This is a genomic window from Methylacidiphilum caldifontis (assembly GCF_017310505.1).
Taxonomy (GTDB): domain Bacteria; phylum Verrucomicrobiota; class Verrucomicrobiia; order Methylacidiphilales; family Methylacidiphilaceae; genus Methylacidiphilum; species Methylacidiphilum caldifontis.
In genome coordinates this window covers 1,355,580-1,371,801 of the sequence record NZ_CP065957.1, presented here as the reverse complement: position 1 = coordinate 1,371,801, position 16,222 = coordinate 1,355,580, and the positions used below count along the sequence as shown (strand labels likewise).

At 39.1% G+C, this 16,222-nt stretch carries 14 protein-coding genes and 1 tRNA gene; 4 read left to right on the top strand and 11 right to left on the bottom strand.

Annotation, left to right across the window (positions count from 1 at the left end; translation table 11 throughout):
• Positions 1-22 precede the first annotated feature (22 nt).
• From IT6_RS06410 to sufC, 3 genes are all read right to left on the bottom strand, one after another.
• Entirely contained in the window at positions 23-1,315 is a 1,293-nt protein-coding gene (locus IT6_RS06410; RefSeq protein ID WP_134439749.1) for a SufB/SufD family protein, read from the bottom strand.
• A 45-nt stretch (positions 1,316-1,360) separates the two neighbouring features.
• Positions 1,361-2,785, bottom strand: a complete 1,425-nt coding sequence (gene sufB, locus IT6_RS06405) for a Fe-S cluster assembly protein SufB (protein WP_242524371.1) — start codon at positions 2,783-2,785, stop codon at positions 1,361-1,363.
• Positions 2,786-2,846: 61 nt separating this feature from the next.
• On the bottom strand, positions 2,847-3,605 hold the full coding sequence (gene sufC, locus IT6_RS06400) for a Fe-S cluster assembly ATPase SufC (RefSeq protein WP_305798136.1): 759 nt from the start codon (positions 3,603-3,605) through the stop codon (positions 2,847-2,849).
• A 386-nt stretch (positions 3,606-3,991) separates the two neighbouring features.
• On the opposite strand from sufC, the gene IT6_RS06395 reads away from it, so the two are divergent.
• Positions 3,992-4,069, top strand: a tRNA-Pro gene (locus IT6_RS06395).
• Between the two features lie 92 nt (positions 4,070-4,161).
• Complete coding sequence (locus IT6_RS06390) at positions 4,162-4,416, top strand: hypothetical protein (RefSeq protein ID WP_206825648.1); 255 nt, start codon at positions 4,162-4,164, stop codon at positions 4,414-4,416.
• A 185-nt stretch (positions 4,417-4,601) separates the two neighbouring features.
• Here the strand turns inward: IT6_RS06390 and IT6_RS06385 are convergent, their stop codons facing one another.
• Positions 4,602-5,645, bottom strand: a complete 1,044-nt coding sequence (locus IT6_RS06385) for a L,D-transpeptidase family protein (RefSeq protein WP_206825646.1) — start codon at positions 5,643-5,645, stop codon at positions 4,602-4,604.
• A 117-nt stretch (positions 5,646-5,762) separates the two neighbouring features.
• On the opposite strand from IT6_RS06385, the gene IT6_RS06380 reads away from it, so the two are divergent.
• Complete coding sequence (locus IT6_RS06380; RefSeq protein ID WP_206825645.1) at positions 5,763-6,071, top strand: Rieske (2Fe-2S) protein; 309 nt, start codon at positions 5,763-5,765, stop codon at positions 6,069-6,071.
• A 221-nt stretch (positions 6,072-6,292) separates the two neighbouring features.
• Entirely contained in the window at positions 6,293-7,453 is a 1,161-nt protein-coding gene (locus IT6_RS06375; protein ID WP_206825644.1) for a hypothetical protein, read from the top strand.
• A gap of 178 nt (positions 7,454-7,631) precedes the next feature.
• Here IT6_RS06375 and IT6_RS06370 read toward each other — a convergent pair whose 3' ends face one another.
• The 7 genes from IT6_RS06370 to IT6_RS06340 form a co-directional block, all read right to left on the bottom strand.
• Positions 7,632-10,388, bottom strand: a complete 2,757-nt coding sequence (locus tag IT6_RS06370; protein ID WP_242524370.1) for a BatD family protein — start codon at positions 10,386-10,388, stop codon at positions 7,632-7,634.
• Positions 10,357-11,097 (bottom strand): hypothetical protein, encoded by a 741-nt coding sequence (locus IT6_RS06365; protein WP_206825642.1) that lies wholly within the window; start codon positions 11,095-11,097, stop codon positions 10,357-10,359. Before IT6_RS06365 ends, IT6_RS06370 begins: the two co-directional genes overlap by 32 nt.
• Positions 11,054-12,076: a VWA domain-containing protein gene (locus IT6_RS06360; RefSeq protein ID WP_206825641.1), complete on the bottom strand. Its 1,023-nt coding sequence runs from the start codon at positions 12,074-12,076 to the stop codon at positions 11,054-11,056. The genes IT6_RS06365 and IT6_RS06360 overlap by 44 nt, the downstream gene beginning before the upstream one ends.
• Positions 12,077-12,128: 52 nt before the next feature.
• Positions 12,129-13,493, bottom strand: coding sequence for a replication-associated recombination protein A (locus IT6_RS06355; RefSeq protein WP_206825640.1), 1,365 nt, complete (start codon positions 13,491-13,493; stop codon positions 12,129-12,131).
• Positions 13,494-13,550: 57 nt separating this feature from the next.
• Positions 13,551-14,093: an OmpA family protein gene (locus tag IT6_RS06350; RefSeq protein WP_206825639.1), complete on the bottom strand. Its 543-nt coding sequence runs from the start codon at positions 14,091-14,093 to the stop codon at positions 13,551-13,553.
• A gap of 104 nt (positions 14,094-14,197) precedes the next feature.
• Complete coding sequence (locus IT6_RS06345) at positions 14,198-15,346, bottom strand: PD40 domain-containing protein (RefSeq protein WP_206825637.1); 1,149 nt, start codon at positions 15,344-15,346, stop codon at positions 14,198-14,200.
• Between the two features lie 54 nt (positions 15,347-15,400).
• Entirely contained in the window at positions 15,401-16,165 is a 765-nt protein-coding gene (locus IT6_RS06340; protein WP_206825635.1) for a TonB family protein, read from the bottom strand.
• Positions 16,166-16,222 lie beyond the last annotated feature (57 nt).

The window sequence follows — 16,222 nt, the reverse complement described above, 5'->3', positions numbered from 1 at the left end:
TTCATATAAATATTTGCTTTCCCTATATTTGCAGTGAAGTATCAAGAAAGTCAAGAAGTCGATCGACGACTTGAGGATTTTTTATTCGTTGGATACACTCAGAAAGAAAACCGATTGAATAAAGTTTTTCAAAAACCGCTTTAGGAATTCCTCGTTGTTGGCTGTAAAAAAGTTCTTCTTTAGCTATGCCTCCAGTCGTTGCACCATGGGTACATCGGACATCATCAGCCATAATTTCGAGTCCGGGTAAAGAGTCTGCTTCCGCATTTTCTCCTAGAATTAAATTTCTGTTGCTCTGGTAGGCATCTGTTTTTTGGGCTTCAGCAGATACATCAATCATACCTGAGAAAATCGTTTTGGCTGAATCAAATAAAACATTTTTAAACAAAAGATCGCTGGTCGTATAGGGAGCTGAATGGATCTGTAGAGTTCTTTGATCAAATTCCTGGCTATTTTTTGCAATAGTTGCTGAGAGTATTTCTGCACTTGCTCCAGCACCACTCAGATGGGTCTTGCCTTCGAATCGATTGTAACTACCTCCAACATTGACATAAAGAGAGGTACATTGGGCATCTTGACCGACAGTCGATGAACTAAACATAAAAGAGTTGACTTCATCAGCCCATTGTTGAACGCAAACAAGTTCGAGAAAAGAGGATCTTCCGAGATAACTTTCTATGGCTGAACAACTCAAACCACCCCTTGGATTGAGTGATCTAAAATTAAGTTGGATTTTAGCTTTGCTTCCTTCTTCAAGCACAATAAGGATATGGGGATAAATCGCCGCGAAAGGTTCAGTTATCCAAAACCCTAGCTCTAAAAACTCCTGGATTTCTATGTTTTTCGGAACATATAACACGGCTCCCGACTCTGTTTTCGACCTATGAAGGGCTTCAAATTTCTCTGAGCCCATACAGAGAGTTTCCTTGAATAAATGCTCTCTTAACAGATTAGGATAGAGAGCCAAGGCTTCATTTAAAGGGCTAAAGATAATCCCCAGTTTTTGGAGTTTTTCTGGAATGGGGGTATAAAAAAGAAGATCATTGTTCCCATAGACGATAGCCCCAAAGGAATTTTCAAAAGGGAAAAACGAGCTTAACTTTTCAATATCAAAAGGAGAAACTTGGACCTTGGAGGAATAACCATCCCATTTTATTTTCTCTAGGCTGGAGAACCTCCATTTTTCATTTTTTCTCTGGGGAAAGGGAAGACTTTCAAATTCCAATAATGACTGCTTGCGTCTGTTTTCAAACCAATTCGGATAGGGTCTTTCTATGTCCTTTGGCACTACAGAGTTGTTTTGTATGAGTTGCATGGGGAACTCCTGTTAGTTTATGGGAAATTGAAAGCTTCAAGATCTTTATCCCACAGAACCTTCCATCTCCAGATCGATAAGTCTTTTTAACTCCACGCTATATTCCATGGGAAATTCTCTAACTAGGTCATTGATAAAACCGTTGACTGACAGACTCATGGCTTCGTCTTCAGGCAATCCTCTTTGTTGCATGTAAAAAAGTTGTTCAGCACTAATTTTACTTACACTGGCTTCATGTTGGGTGGCATTCCGATTGCCCATAACGGTGATAGCGGGGTAGGTGTCCGTTCGAGAAGTGGAATTGATAAGCAAAGCATCACACTCGGTATTGTTTTTGCAATTTCTTAAGTGGTCAGGTATGCTGACAAGTCCCCGGTAGCTTGCTCTTCCCGATCCAATACTAATGCTTTTAGAGATAATATTGCTTGATGTTTCATCTGCAGCATGATACATCTTTGCTCCTGTATCCTGATGTTGACCCGTGTTGGCAAGAGCAATACTAAGCACCTCTCCCCTTGCCTTTCTACCCTTGAGAATAACTCCGGGATATTTCATGGTCAGCCTTGAACCAATATTGCAATCAAGCCAGCGCACTTCCGCTTCTTCCATGGCGATAGCTCTTTTTGTCACCAGATTAAAAACATTCGAACTCCAATTTTGGACAGTAATGTATTGAATTTTTGCTCCTGGTAGTGCAACAAGCTCAACTACTGCACTGTGTAAAGTGGAAGTTTCGAAACGGGGAGCCGTGCAACCTTCCATGTAGGTCACTTCGGAGCCTTCATCAGCGATAATCAGTGTTCTTTCAAATTGGCCAAAACTTTCAGCATTTATTCTGAAATAGGCTTGGAGAGGTTGCTGAACTTTTACCCCAGGAGGAACATAAATGAAGCTTCCCCCGCTAAACACTGCACTATTTAAAGCAGCAAATTTGTTGTCAGCTGGAGGAATAACTTTAGCAAACCATTTGCGGAAAATCTCAGGGTATTTATGAAGACCTTCAGTACTTCCAACAAAGATTACTCCCTGTTTACTCAAGGACTCTTTTATGTTCGAATAGGCCGACTCGCTATCAAATTGAGCTTCTACTCCTGCAAGAAATTTTCTTTCCTGTTCAGGTATACCCAATCTTTCAAAGGTTTTCTTGATCTCCGCAGGGACTTCGTCCCAACTCCTTTGGGCTTTCTTATCGTAAGCTAAATAGTAGCGGATTTTATCGAAGTCGATCTTTTCAAGTTCTTTACTCGCCCAATGCACAGGCAGGGGTTTTTGTAAAAAAATTTGCAGAGCTCTTTTCCGGAATGCACGGATCCAATCTGGATCATTTTTTATATCGCAAATATAATCGATTGTTTTTTCATTGAGCCCTACCCCCGCGTCATAGGTGTAGTTTACATCGTAGAAAAAATCCTCAACTAGGGAATTAATATTTATAACATCTTCCTTATGGGTTTCTTTTACACTCTGCATAGGCATTATCCCCTTTTTAATGGGTTAAAAGTTCAATCTTTTTTTACTCCGCATATCCCTTTTAATGAGTTTGAGCAACAAACTCTTCTTCAAACTGGCTATATCCTTTTTCTTCCAAACTTAATGCAAGCTCTTTTGTTCCACTGGCTACTATCCTCCCTTTGACCATCACATGAACATAATCAGGAATGATATAATTCAGCAGCCTTTGATAATGAGTAATAAGTAAAATGCCCATATGAGGACCTTTCAAGGCATTTACACCATTGGCAACAATTTTTAAAGCATCTATATCTAAGCCACTGTCTGTTTCATCAAGGATCGCATACCTTGGTTTTAATACAGCCATCTGGAGGATTTCATTTCTTTTTTTCTCCCCGCCAGAAAACCCTTCGTTAACATATCGAGAACTAAATTTCCTATCCATGGATAGTTTTTCCATTGCGGCATAAAGTTCTTTATAAAAATCCGTGACATTAATCGTTTTGCCTTCTGGAAGTCGAGCTTGCAAAGCTGCCCTAAGAAAATTAGCTACAGTCACCCCTGGAATTTCACAGGGATATTGAAAAGCCATGAAAAGCCCCTTTCTTGACCTCTCGTCTGGTTCCATCTCTAGAATGGACTCTCCATCCATCCATACCGATCCAGAGTAAACTTCATAATCGGGATGTCCCGTAAGTAACTTTGAAAGCGTACTTTTCCCCGATCCATTAGGTCCCATTATGGCATGAACCTCTCCAGGGTTAATCTCCAAAGATATGCCCTGAACAATCTCTTTTCCGCCTATTCCACCATGTAGATTTTCTATCTTTAAGCTCATAATCTTATTTTTATACTAGAGCTAAAACTATGCCAACATTTTCCTCTCTATATTCGGGAAATTTCTTAATTATTATTGAGAGAAATGCTACAATTCTGTACAGAAAATAACATTGCAAAAATTTTGGCTTATTCAATTTCTTTTAATAAAAATTTCGGCTTTGTTAGCCTTTTTGTAAAGAACAAGTGGTTTTTTTCTTGACGGCAAAACGATATAAAGCATGCTTAGCTCATTGTAAAAATTTTTTCTGGGTTCGGCCGATTGTTATTTTATTTAAAATAGTAACGAGATGATATTACCTGTTTATTCCATATCCTCTGAAAATAAATTTTCAGAGTTATGTTTCCAGAACTAATACTTTATCCATTATTATGATCATGTATTGGCGGGGCGTAGCTCAGCCTGGCTAGAGCACCTGCTTTGGGAGCAGGGAGTCGCAGGTTCAAATCCTGTCGCCCCGACCAGATAAATCTTAACGGGTTTTACGCAGAGTTTGCCTACTTACCTTGCTTTCCAGTAAGCTCGCTTCCTACTTTTTACACTGGACGAAACAGAAGTGTGGAAAATCTTTGAAAACACAAAAGCAGCCGCATTGATTAGGATGGTAAATATTCAACCCAACAAATGCTTTCATCCGCTACAAAGACTACCCAACCGAATCAATAAAAATCATTGGCTCGACACTGAGGCGGGAATGGCGGGCAAAAAGAAAAGCGAGTCTGGGGGAAAGGATTTTTTGCTCGCCTGCCTCGATTGTGGGTGGAAAAGCCTTTCTGCAATTCTTCCATTTGCAGAAGGACAAGACAGATAAATTTTTGTTCCCTTAAATGAAAAAGAATTTTGTGGCTGATCATTAAAGGGGAAAATATTGTGAACTTTGTCAGCCCTTAGGTGGCGAGCCGAAGGAGTGGGTCCCTATCCTTCAGAGCAGATAATTTTGTTTCACATATCCTTCAGAAATGATTTCCTGAAAATAGAAAGTCTCTTTTTTTCGATTTATTCAAGGTTCTTTTTCTTTTTAATTTGAGAGGAATTAAAGGTTATATTTTTAGCGGAAGTTGAATGACTGACTGTTTTATGAGATCTAGAGTTTCTTTTTGTGTGGGAACTGGATTTTGTTAAAGAAGTTTTTGATTCAGTGGAAGAATGAATGGCTCTTTCAGTAGCACTTTTTGTCATTTGAGTTGATACTCTTTCTTTAGTGGAATTCTTTATGGGTGAGTGACTCAAAGAAGCCTTTTTAATTACTGTTTCTTTTTGTTCATTGGTAGTCGGTGTTTTTTGAGAAGAGTTGAAAGAAACGGGGGATGTTGTTGAAAGGGGTATAGCCTTTGGGGAATATTCATTAAAAACTAGAGTCGGTGAAGAAAATTGATTTGTGGAGGAATAAACTGGAGAATGATTGAAATGGAAACTAGCAAGAACTTCTTTCGGTATGGGTTTTTTAAGCGGTTCTTTTTGGATGTATACTGGAGTATATTCAGAGACAAGATCATAAAGTTGAACAACATCCTTATTTTTCATTCTTATACATCCATAGCTAACAGGTTGTCCCACAAGCGCTTCTTGATTTGTTCCATGGATAAATATCCCTCTATTAAATGAATTTTTGTTCTGAGAATCCAATCCCTTAAGCCACAAAATTCTTGTTAATATACTGTCATGATTAAATGCGGGTTTCGAGGGATCATAGGAAGCCAATTTGATCACATCACCTGTAAATTTTCTATGGTAAAATTTTCCTCCCAAAGGTATCCCATCGCCAATTTTTTTGGCGATAATGAAACGACCTATAGGCGTTTTGTAACTGTTCCATTCATCTCCAATACCATATTTAGAGGTGGATACGGGATAAAAATGGTGTGATTCAGTTGTTTTGCCCACATCTTGAATTAATTCCATCTTTTGATCATGGATGCTTACTCGAATCAGATTAGAGGGCAAAGCCGAAGAAACCTGTCTTGTTTGTCTATTGTTTAGAGCGCAGCCACTACTAAGAACCACTAGCACGACCGATACAAAGAGAAGGTTTAGACGCATGGATTCCGATTTTCTTATTCATTTTATGGAACAAAACATTGTATGCAATCAAAATTAATCGGCTTTTTCCATGACTATCTAGTTGACAACTCGTTTTTAAAAACTTAAAAAAGCGCTATGGCTAAAGTCAAATGTCCTTTTAAAGCTTCTGAAATACCCGAAGGGGGAGGAAAGTGTTTTGATCTGCAAGGAAAAAAAATTGCCCTATTTTGTTATAAAGGGGAATATTTTGCCTTGGATGATACTTGTCCTCATGAGGGAGGGCCCTTGAGTGAGGGTTTTATTGAAAACGGCGAAGTGGAATGTCCGTGGCATGGAGCTCGGTTTAATCTTAAAACCGGAGAAGTACTCTGTGGGCCCGCGACAAGAGGAGTCAAGGCCTATCCCTGTACAAAAACAGGAGATGATATTGAATTAGATGTTTGAGGCGGATTAAGATAAATAGCTAAAAATTGAATAATCTGGATAAGAATCAAATTTATTTCTTTTGTGCATTTTTTTTAAAGCTTATTAGCATGGAGCCGAGATAACATATACAAAAAAGCTATTATAGTTTGATGAATCATGATAAAGGGGTAACCCGGTTTGAGTAGCTGGATTGGAAAGGCTAAATCGGTTAGATTGGCTAGAATAGCTTAAAATCATTCATGGCAAACAAAGTTGTAGTGGGGTGTCGAATTGGAGGTTACCCTTTTTATTCTGTCGGAATACATTTTGTTTTTCTCCATTGGGCATGTGGATTTCGCAAGCTTGGATGGGAGGTCGGACTTTTAGAAGAATTATCCCTTAAGGACTTACCCCAAAGTAAAACATTGGGAAGAGATCAGACCCTTCAGTTGTGTTTAAAAGAGTGGGAAAGTGTTCTCTGCCGTTTTGGTTTTGAAGATCATTCTGCCCTATTTATTGATGGATCGACAACTCATTTAGAAAAATTCCTGCTTTTTGCTAAAGAGAGTCGTTTTCTTTTAAATATTTCGGGATTGATACGAAACCGCTCTCTTCTCTCCCTTTTTAAAAAAAAGGTTTATCTTGATTTGGACCCGGGCTTTACCCAGATATGGGCCAAGGGGTATGGATGCGATATGAATTTGGAAGGCCATGATCTTTATTTTTCTGTGGGTTTGACCTTGAAAGAAGACAATGTAAAAGTTCCTTTTACAGGAATAAAATGGCATCCTACTTTTCCTCCCGTCTGTTTGGAGTGGTGGCCTAAAAAAGAAGGAGGGATGGAATGGTCAACGATTACTCATTGGTGTGGTTATCCAGAAGTAAAATGGGCTGGGAAAACTTATGGTAACAAGGCCGCTGAGTTTGACAAGTTTATAGATCTTCCCCTAAGGTATAAGGGGAGAAGCCGATTCCAAATCGCCTCTGATCTTCAAGATGATCATGAAATTCGCAAGCGGTTTTTATCAAAAAATTGGGATATGATCAGTAGTTTTTCAATCGCTGCGGATTTCGACAAATACAGGAATTTTATTGGGCAGTCTCGTGGAGAATTTTCCGTTGTCAAAAGTGGCTATAGGCAAAGTGAAAGTGGTTGGTTTAGTGATCGCACCGTGTGTTATCTGGCCATGGGAAAGCCTGCTGTTATTCAAGATACAGGATGGTCAAAAATCATTCCCACGGGTGAAGGGCTTTTTTCATTTAACTCTTTAGACGAGGCGATTGAAGCCATAAATAAAATTGAACAAGATTATTCTTTCCATTCAATGAAAGCCCATCATCTAGCAGAAACTCTTTTCGACTGTAAAAAAGTAGCTTGGAATGTGGTTGAGCAGTTAGAAAAATACGAAAAAAAGAACTAAATTTGCCTATTTATCGAATAGGTAGGGTTAAGGCTTTGTTTTTCTTCAGTTTTAAAAGTAAATCAGTTTTATTGGATTTGTGAGTTTCTCATTTATACTCAGAGCAAATCCTTTGGATGATTTATGAGGGAAAATTATTACAAATTTTTTTGAAGGCAATGAGAAACTTCTGAAGTGCTTAAGGTGGAAAAATAGAAAGATAGAAAGGCTTTTCTTTAGGTGGAGCTAATTCTTGAGGAGGCTTATAAAAAAGGGTAACATTTTGGGATCTGATCCAACCTTTCTGGCCATTGATAAATTCAATCATATACCATCCCAAATAGGTTTTCTTAATTTTAACAACCGAACCGGCTTTTACAGGCAGATTCTGTTGCTGGATTTCCGTAGGAACAGAACGAATGAAACTGTCTTGCACGATAATTCCAGAAAAAGGATCGGTGAAAATTCCATAGGAAACAAACTCCCAGAAAGACAGACAACTTAGGGTAGAAAACATAATCAACCCGATCAAAACAAAAGAATGTAGAGGGATTTTGCGAAAAGCGCTCAAAAGCGCTAAGCCAAAGAAGAAGAAAAGGGAAAAAAGGCTTAGGGAAACTATTCTCTCCCATTCTCCAGGTGAAAAAAAGGCCTTTATTTTATTTAATAAATTTTTTTTACTTAGCGTTAGAAGTTGAATGTCGGCCCCTGGATTTTTGCTTAACGCCAAGTTAAAGTTCCAAGCCACTACAGGATCACGAGGTGCAAGCAAGAAAGCAGCTGTCCATTCTCCAAGCGCTTTTGGCCATTGTTCCTGTTGTGCAAAGACTAACCCAAGGTTATTCCTTGTTTTCCAATCTAAAGGTTGAAGGAGAGCTTTTTTTCCCCAAGTTTCTGCAGCTTTAGGAAAGTCTCCGTTTTGATATTCGGCAATTGCCTCCTCGCTTGAGGGAAAACGGGCCAAGGATCCAAACAAAGAATATATTGGGCAGAAGAGGTTGGAATGGGCAAAATAAAGAGGAGCGGTGAGTTGTTTTCTACTAGGGTTATCTTTTAGAGGGATAAAAAAAGGAAATCTGCCTGAGTCTGAGAGCTCTTGTCTTGCAGGAGAACAAAATATGGGGTTATTCTTAAAGGGTATTAAAACAAAAGTAAAGAAAAGAGCAGCGTAGAGGAAAAAAGGGAAAAGATTGGATGGGCTAAAAATTGCTTTTATAGGGGGGGTGACCCTTGGAAGTTTTCTTGCAAGCTCCAGGGCATCATTAATCCATTGAGAAGAGGGCGAAAGAGTTGGACTATACAAACAGAGCTGTGATTCATGCCAAAGGGATATCCACTTTTTTGCCAGGGTAAGATTTCTAGGAAATCGATTGACGAGTTGTTTTTCAATTATGTTTTCGTCAGGAAAAGCATGAGGAATTTCCCAAAATTCTTTGAACGCTTTCTGCCAAAGAAGCATGATTTGATATAATTCTTCAGCAGTTTTTACTTTAGCTAGGGACTGTGCCGTAAGCTTTAAAGAAAGAGCTGCCCTTTTTTTCTTGGTAATCGCTGGATCGCAGGATGCCTTTTCCCAAGAAAGATAGATCCATAGTATAAGAAATAGGCTTGTCAATAGAATGGCTTCTTCCCCAATTGCATAAGGGGAAAAGGGAGCTAAGCCGGTTGTAGATCCAAAAAGAGGTCCTATAGGCATCATATCCCGAGGATATCCAGGATTAGTTAAAGAAAGATTATTCAACGACTCATTTTGTTTATTATCTGCTAATTCCACTGTAGAGGAAGATTTTTTTATAGAAATGTGGAAGGGGTCTGATTTTAAAGTTTGATATTCACCCAGTGTAGTGTCAAAATAGGTAAAAGAATAAGAAGGAATGTCTATTTCTCCGTATATATCAGGGATGAGGACTAATTCCATTTTTAAAACCCCATTAAATAGAGATTCAGGATCAATTTGACGGAAAGGTTTTGAATTAATTATTCTCAAACCTTTACATTCTGGAAAATCCTTGAGTTTCCAGGGAACAGCCCAATTGCCTATACCTTCTATTTTTATAGTTATCGATATGGGTTCACCTTGAACAGCATCAATGGGATTAACCTTGCAAGAGAGTTTGAAGTTGCCAATAGCTTCAGAAAAATCTTTGGGGATTGGAGCGGGTAAAGGAGAAATTTCAATTGTTTTTGGTTCGGTTGTAGCCCTAATCGCTTTTACAAGAGGTTGAGAGAAAAGGCCATGACCTAATCTTTCAATTTCTAAAGTCAGCTGCTGAGTGATTGAAGGTAAAACGATCTTTCCCGATTTGAGAGGAAGAAGAGTTGTCGTATAACGTAACCCACTGGCATAAGAACCGTTGGAATTTAAGACGATTCTTTGAGGTTTGCCCCACCTGTTGGCCAAAAAATCTTTCGGGTTCCATTCTGGCTGACTCGTAATGTCCAAAAATGTTCCTGAATGCGCAAGAAGTCTGTACTCGATAGCAAAAGGCTGGCCTATCCACAATATTCCTTGTGGAACAATGACGCGGGCATCTATAGCATCTGCTGGAAGAGCAAAAAATTTCTCTTCGGTTACATTTAAGGACATCGGAGCGGCTTCAATAAGTCCATGATCGGTGGCGATTAAGAAAGGGGGAATAATGTAATTGCCAGCTTGTTGGGCAATTACAGGAAACTCATATATTAAATGGGAATGGCCAACCCGATTTACGACGGGATCCCCAAATTCCAAAAATGAAATTTTAGGGGGTCTTACTTCTTCTTGAGGCAAGCAATCTTCAAACAAAAGGGAAAGATGACTTTCTTTTCCCACTTCGATTTTTTCGCTTATCGGAAGCCAATGAACCGAAAAGGCCATTGCCCTTAAGACACACCCAAAAAAGATCAGCAAGGTAAGCAAAAGAGAAGGAAAATCCAGCAGTTGATTACCAATCTGGATCTTCCCAAAAAGTTTCATTTGTCTCACTTTCTATTTGACGCATCCTTTTAAAGAATGTTGAGGGGCTATCCAACTGCTTAATCTGCCTTAATTTTATTGCCCATTCAAAATGTTCGCTACTTTGGTTTTGATTAGTTTCAGACGGATTTTCCGTAGAGGAAGAAGAAGAGTTTTTTGGTGCATAAAGCAGTTTTTCTTTTTTCTGTTCTTTGATCAAAGAATTCAAAGAGGAAGAATGTTTATTTCCAGTTAGATTTCGAGGATCACTCGGATTTGATATGGAATTCAATGTTCCTTTTCTGAAGTTAGGTTCGAAGGAAGACATCTCTTGCATGCCTTCCCGACTCTGCCCTTCTTTTTTGTTTTTGTTTGAGGAAGCTGAAGAAGAATTTTCTTTAAGAAGTCTTAAGAGTTCTTGGAGATAGTCTTCCCATGGAGCAAAGTGTGGATCCAATCTTTTGCCTAGCTCTACGGCTTTTATTCCATCTTCAATAACTCCTGGGGGAATCTGGTTTTTTTTCCCTAAATCGATAGTCGATTGAGCAATGGATAGACAGTCTTCCTTGCTTAATTCTGACTTTTTACTAAACTCATCTATTTTGTTTATGAAACTTTCTATTTCTTCTCCCTTTGCTGAAGTAAAAGAAAGATACAAAAAGAAAACAAAAAAAGGGAGAATCCTCTTAAGACTTATCTTTTGACCCAAGCTTAACCTCGCGATTTTCATATAAAGGAAATTCGAACAAAAAACTGGCTAATGCCAATACGATGGCGGGCAAAAGAAAATAAGTATATTTTTCTGCATGAGTTTTCATTTTTTCTTTACGTTTTGTATATCCTGGATTTTTTATCATGCCCTCTACAACGGTTGAGATGTCAAAGTATTTATCCGCCTGGATATAAACTCCGCCCGTAGAACGGGCAATAAATTCAAGGGAAGCCGGATTAAAAATTGTGACAATGGGCTGTCCTTTATAATCTCTATAAAGAGAACCATTGGGATTTCTTATAACCGCCCCATGGGAAGCTCCAATGCCAATAGATAATACCTGGATAGACTCTTTTTTGAACTCAGCTAGTTTTTGTTGCCATCCTCCCCCATGATCTTCACCATCGCTTAATAGAATAAGCATATTTTTAGCTTTTTCATTGGAAGAAAAAAACTGCAGCGCTTCATCCAGCATCGCAGCAAAATTCGTTCCCTCATTGGGAAAATCGTTGGGCGAAAGTTCTGTAAGAATTTCTTCTAAAAGCTCATAATCAGTGGATAAAGGAGCTTCAATAAAAGCGTTTTTTGTAAAAGCGAGCAAACCCACTCTTTCACCATGGAGCTTAGAGATGAAATTTGTAGCGAGCAGCTTTGCTCTATCTAATCGAGTAGGAACGATGTCCTCAGCTAACATACTTTTGGAAACATCTAGAGCGACAAGATAATCGATGTTTGACTCTAGCAGTTCAACTTCTGACTTTCCCCATTGCGGTCGAGACAGGGCGATAAAGAAAAGAATAGAGGATGCAAGGAATAACCATGGCAAAGAGGCTTGTTTTTTTTCTTGTTTTTTTAACTCGATACCCTTGGGCGAAAAAAAAACTTTAAAAAGATGACTGAACGTGGCCTTTGCTTGTACATTTTTGCGATAAAAAAGAAAAAGAATAAGGGGTAAGAAAAGCAAACCTAAAAGCAATTGAGGACTCATTAAATTCATAAGAACTGCATCATTTTTGAAAGAATCCGGTAGAAGGAAGAAAATGCGGCCGTCATGATTGCGAAGATTGGGAGTTGGTTTGTTGTTTTATTCTTAATTGTTTAATATATTGTAGTCTTTCTTTGAATTCCTTTTCTTTTCCATGATCTGTAGGGGAATAAAAAGTTCCTGGCTCTATTCCATAGAGTTGGGGGCTTACGGCCTCTTTAAAATTATGACTGTAAAGATAACCTACTCCCTTGCCCAGTTTTTTTGCTCCCGAATAATGACTGTCTTTTAATGCTTGGGGAACTTCGACTCTTTCTTTGTTGTTTATCCATTCCATAGCTTTTTCAATGGCTTGATAGGCCGAATTGCTCTTGGGGGATAAAGCCAAGTATAGGGTAGCAAAAGCAAGTGGAATTCTTCCTTCTGGCATCCCTATTTTTTCTATCGCATCAAAGGCAGCTACAGCAACAGCTAGTCCCTCTGGATTAGCCAGGCCGATGTCTTCAGTTGAGAGGATGACGAGTCTGCGAGCAATGAACCTTGGGTCCTCACCGGCAGAAATCATCTTGGCTAGCCAATAAAGAGCCGAGTCGGGATCACTGCCTCGTACAGATTTAATAAAAGCTGAAATGGTGTCGTAATGTTCGTCTTCAGCGCGATCGTAGCGGGGAATTTTTTTCTGGAGCAGATTTTGGATTGTTTCAACTCTAATGGTAATCGAGGCCTGCTTGTTCTCTTGAAGAGAAGAAAGAACAGCTATCTCCAAATAATTCAGAAGCCGTCGAGCATCTCCTTCAGATACATTCAACAAAAGCTCTTTTGCTTCTGGGTCAATACTCACTTCATAGTTTCCAAGCCCTCTTTCTTTGTCACTCAAAGCGCGAAAGAGCAAGCTTTCTAAGGATGTTTTTGATAGAGGTTTAAATTCAAAGAGATGGGATCGAGACAAAAGGGGGGCGGTCAAGTAAAAACAAGGATTATGGGTTGTTGCCCCTATGAATTTTATGATTCCTGTTTCTAATTCAGGAAGCAGAACATCTTGCTGAGATTTGTTGAACCGATGAATTTCATCAATAAACAAAAGTGTATATCTTTTTTCTTTTTTCCATCGCAGGGTAGCTTGGCTAAGAACCTTTCTTATCTCTGATACCCCTGCTTCTACAGCGTTTAATCTTTCAAAAAAACTCTTTGTTTTTTTGGCGATAATTTCAGCCAATGTTGTTTTTCCTGTTCCGGGAGGGCCGTAGAAAATTAAAGACTGTATTCTATCTGCATCAATGAGCCTTCTTAGGGGCTTTCCGGGTAACAGAATATCATCCTGGCCAACCAACTCTTCAAGGGTTGTTGGCCGCATTTTTGTTGCAAGAGGTGCAGTGGGACTGATAAGCTGTTCGGTATTGTTAGGATACCACTCGAATAATTCTTGCATTAATCGAAATAGAATTCAGAAGTGAGGGTAAGTAAAATTCTTTTCAATTAAACAAGCTTATTTGCGAATTACCCCGGTTTCGACTCTTCGATTTCTTGCATAATCGGCCTCTGTATGTCCTATGGCTATAGGACGATCTTTCCCATATGAAATCGTATGGATTTTTTCAGGTGAAATACCTAGTCCTACAAGATATTCTCTTACAGCAATTGCTCTTCTTTCTCCAAGCCCCCGGTTGTATTCTTCGGTCCCTCTCTCATCACAATGGCCAGCGAGGAGTATGGATGTTTGAGGATGTTGGTTCATCCAGTCGGCTATCTTTTCAATTTTTCCTCGTTCACTTCCTGGAATAGCGGCGCTGTCAAAGGCAAAATAAATAATCTCTTCTTTTAAAGGCGAATAATCGACATCAAAATCAGGATTAAATTCTCCTCTGCTCGGTAATGGAGAGCTTTCTAAAGTTTCCTCTTCAGGTGCTGGTTTTTCTTTGCCTTTGGGATGTTTGGCGCAACCAAGGCTACTGATGACAATAAAGGTGAAGGAAAAAAAAAGAAGAATGCGCAGGGCATTTAACTTCAACGGGTGGCTTTTCTTTTTCATAGTTGACTACGAGATAAAAAGGATTAAGGATGATCCATTTAAAGTTTTTAAGATTTTTATTTCTAAGCAGCTAAAATTGTAAAGGGAAAAGATAGTTTTTTAGGTTAAGGAGAAACGGAAGGCTGACTGCAATTTTTAAGTTCACAGTTAAGTTTAGTGGTTTGCCTGCTCACCGTATCCATTAAATAAAGAGAACCTTCTGAAGCATAAACCAAGTGCCTGGAGTTGGGGGTCCAAGAAGGGTCTTCTCCTCCTTGAGTGGTAAGAATAGAGGCTTGATTGGTGCTCAAGTTGTATACGCCGACTTGAAATTGCCCCCCTATTCTTGCACTAAAAGCTATTTTTTGGCCATCGGCTGACCAATCAGGCTCAGAACTATAAGTATTGCCCGTAATTAATCTTTTGGGATGACCTCCTTCAGCAGGAATAACAAAGAGTTGAATGCTACCTCTTTCATCTGAAGTATAGACGATCTGCTTGCCGTCTGGAGACCAACAAGGAGAAGTATTGGTCGCTCTATTTTGTGTCAGTTGTCGGGGAGTTCCTCCCTCTAAATCCATGATATAAATTTCAGGGTTTCCGTCTTTGCTCAAGGTAAGAGCTAAGCTTTTGTCGTCGGGAGAAAAGCAAGCACCGGAATTAACTCCAGGGAAAAAGGAAAATCGGATTCTAGAATGCTTAGCCAGTTTGATGATGTAAACGTCGGGGTATCCACTTTTATAGGAGGTATAGGCAATCATCGAACGATCGTGGCTCCATCGAGGATGGGCACTAATGGTCTTGTCAGCCGTTAGTCGGGCTAGACCCGCTCCATCCATATCCATAATGTAAAGCTCTTTAAAACCCGTTTCGGAAGATATGAAAGCAATTTTACAGCTTGAAAAACCTTTTATACCCGTTAAGGTCTCTAAAATGGCATCTGAAAAAAGGTGTGAAGACTGGCGCAAATCTCCTCCAGAAAAGCTTTTGTGAATGAGTTCGGTTTTTTTGACTTTATCGAGCAGACTGCCTTCAAGAACTTTATCGGTAAGATGAGCGTTGATCTCGTAACGTTCGCTTTCTTCTGAACTGACATCAATAAGAAGGGTTTGAAGTAGGTCTTTTGAAATGATTTTACGGCAACTTTCAGCGTCTTTACCTTGGAAATGGCCTAAAAAAACTCTTACTTTTCCACCGGTCACTTCGACTTGACCATAAAGACAAATGCTAGGTAGAAAAAGAAGACAAGAAACGAAAAATAAAACAGCTATCATTTTTTTTGAAAATATTATATTCTTTTAATTTCCAAAACAGGACCTTTAAATGGGTCATTTTTCCATTTGAAATTTTACAGTAATGACTTTGGGAATATCCCAAGGTCTACGTTGTCCAATACTTTCAAGCCTTTCTACGGCAAGCAACGTACTTTGGTCAAATTTTTCGTTTCCAGAACTTTGGAGAAGCCTGTATTTAACAATTGCTCCCATATCATCAATGGTTATCTCTACAACAGAGTAAAGTCCTAGGCCTAATAAGTCTACTGGTTGGTCCCAAACAGAATACAGCTTTTCACGGATAAGGGCATAGTAGTGTTCAGGGGAGTCGGCGCTGTTTTGATCATGAGCGTCTTTTTCTTCGGAAGAATGGGATTTGGCTTCAGGAGGAATTTTTCGACTCACTTCTGTCAGATTAGGAATTACGGTATGCTTCTGTTGAGCTTTGACCTGATTGTTTTTGAATTCTTTTTTAGAGACCGAGACTGACTTTTGTGAAGTTTTTTGAGCAAGACTCTTTTGGGTCGATGGATGAGATTGGATATTTTCCATGGGAGATAAAGAAGAACTTCTTGAAGCAGCTTCCTTCTTGGGTTGTTCTGCGAGAGGAGTTTTGCTTGAAGAATGAGATGAATCATTCAAAGGAGTGGAAACGATATTGAAAGAGGAAATTTTGGGTTTTCTTGTTTTTTTTAAAGCAGAGATCATAAAAAAGGCTAAAATGAGGATGAAATGGAGGCTAAAAACAATTAAAAAGACTTTCCAAAAAAGATTTCTACCTTTTAATTCTCTGTTTTGTTGTGTAGGCATCAAAGACATAAAACAATTTTATCCATGAAATCCATGGTTAATAGGGCAGCAGTCAGAGAAAAACCG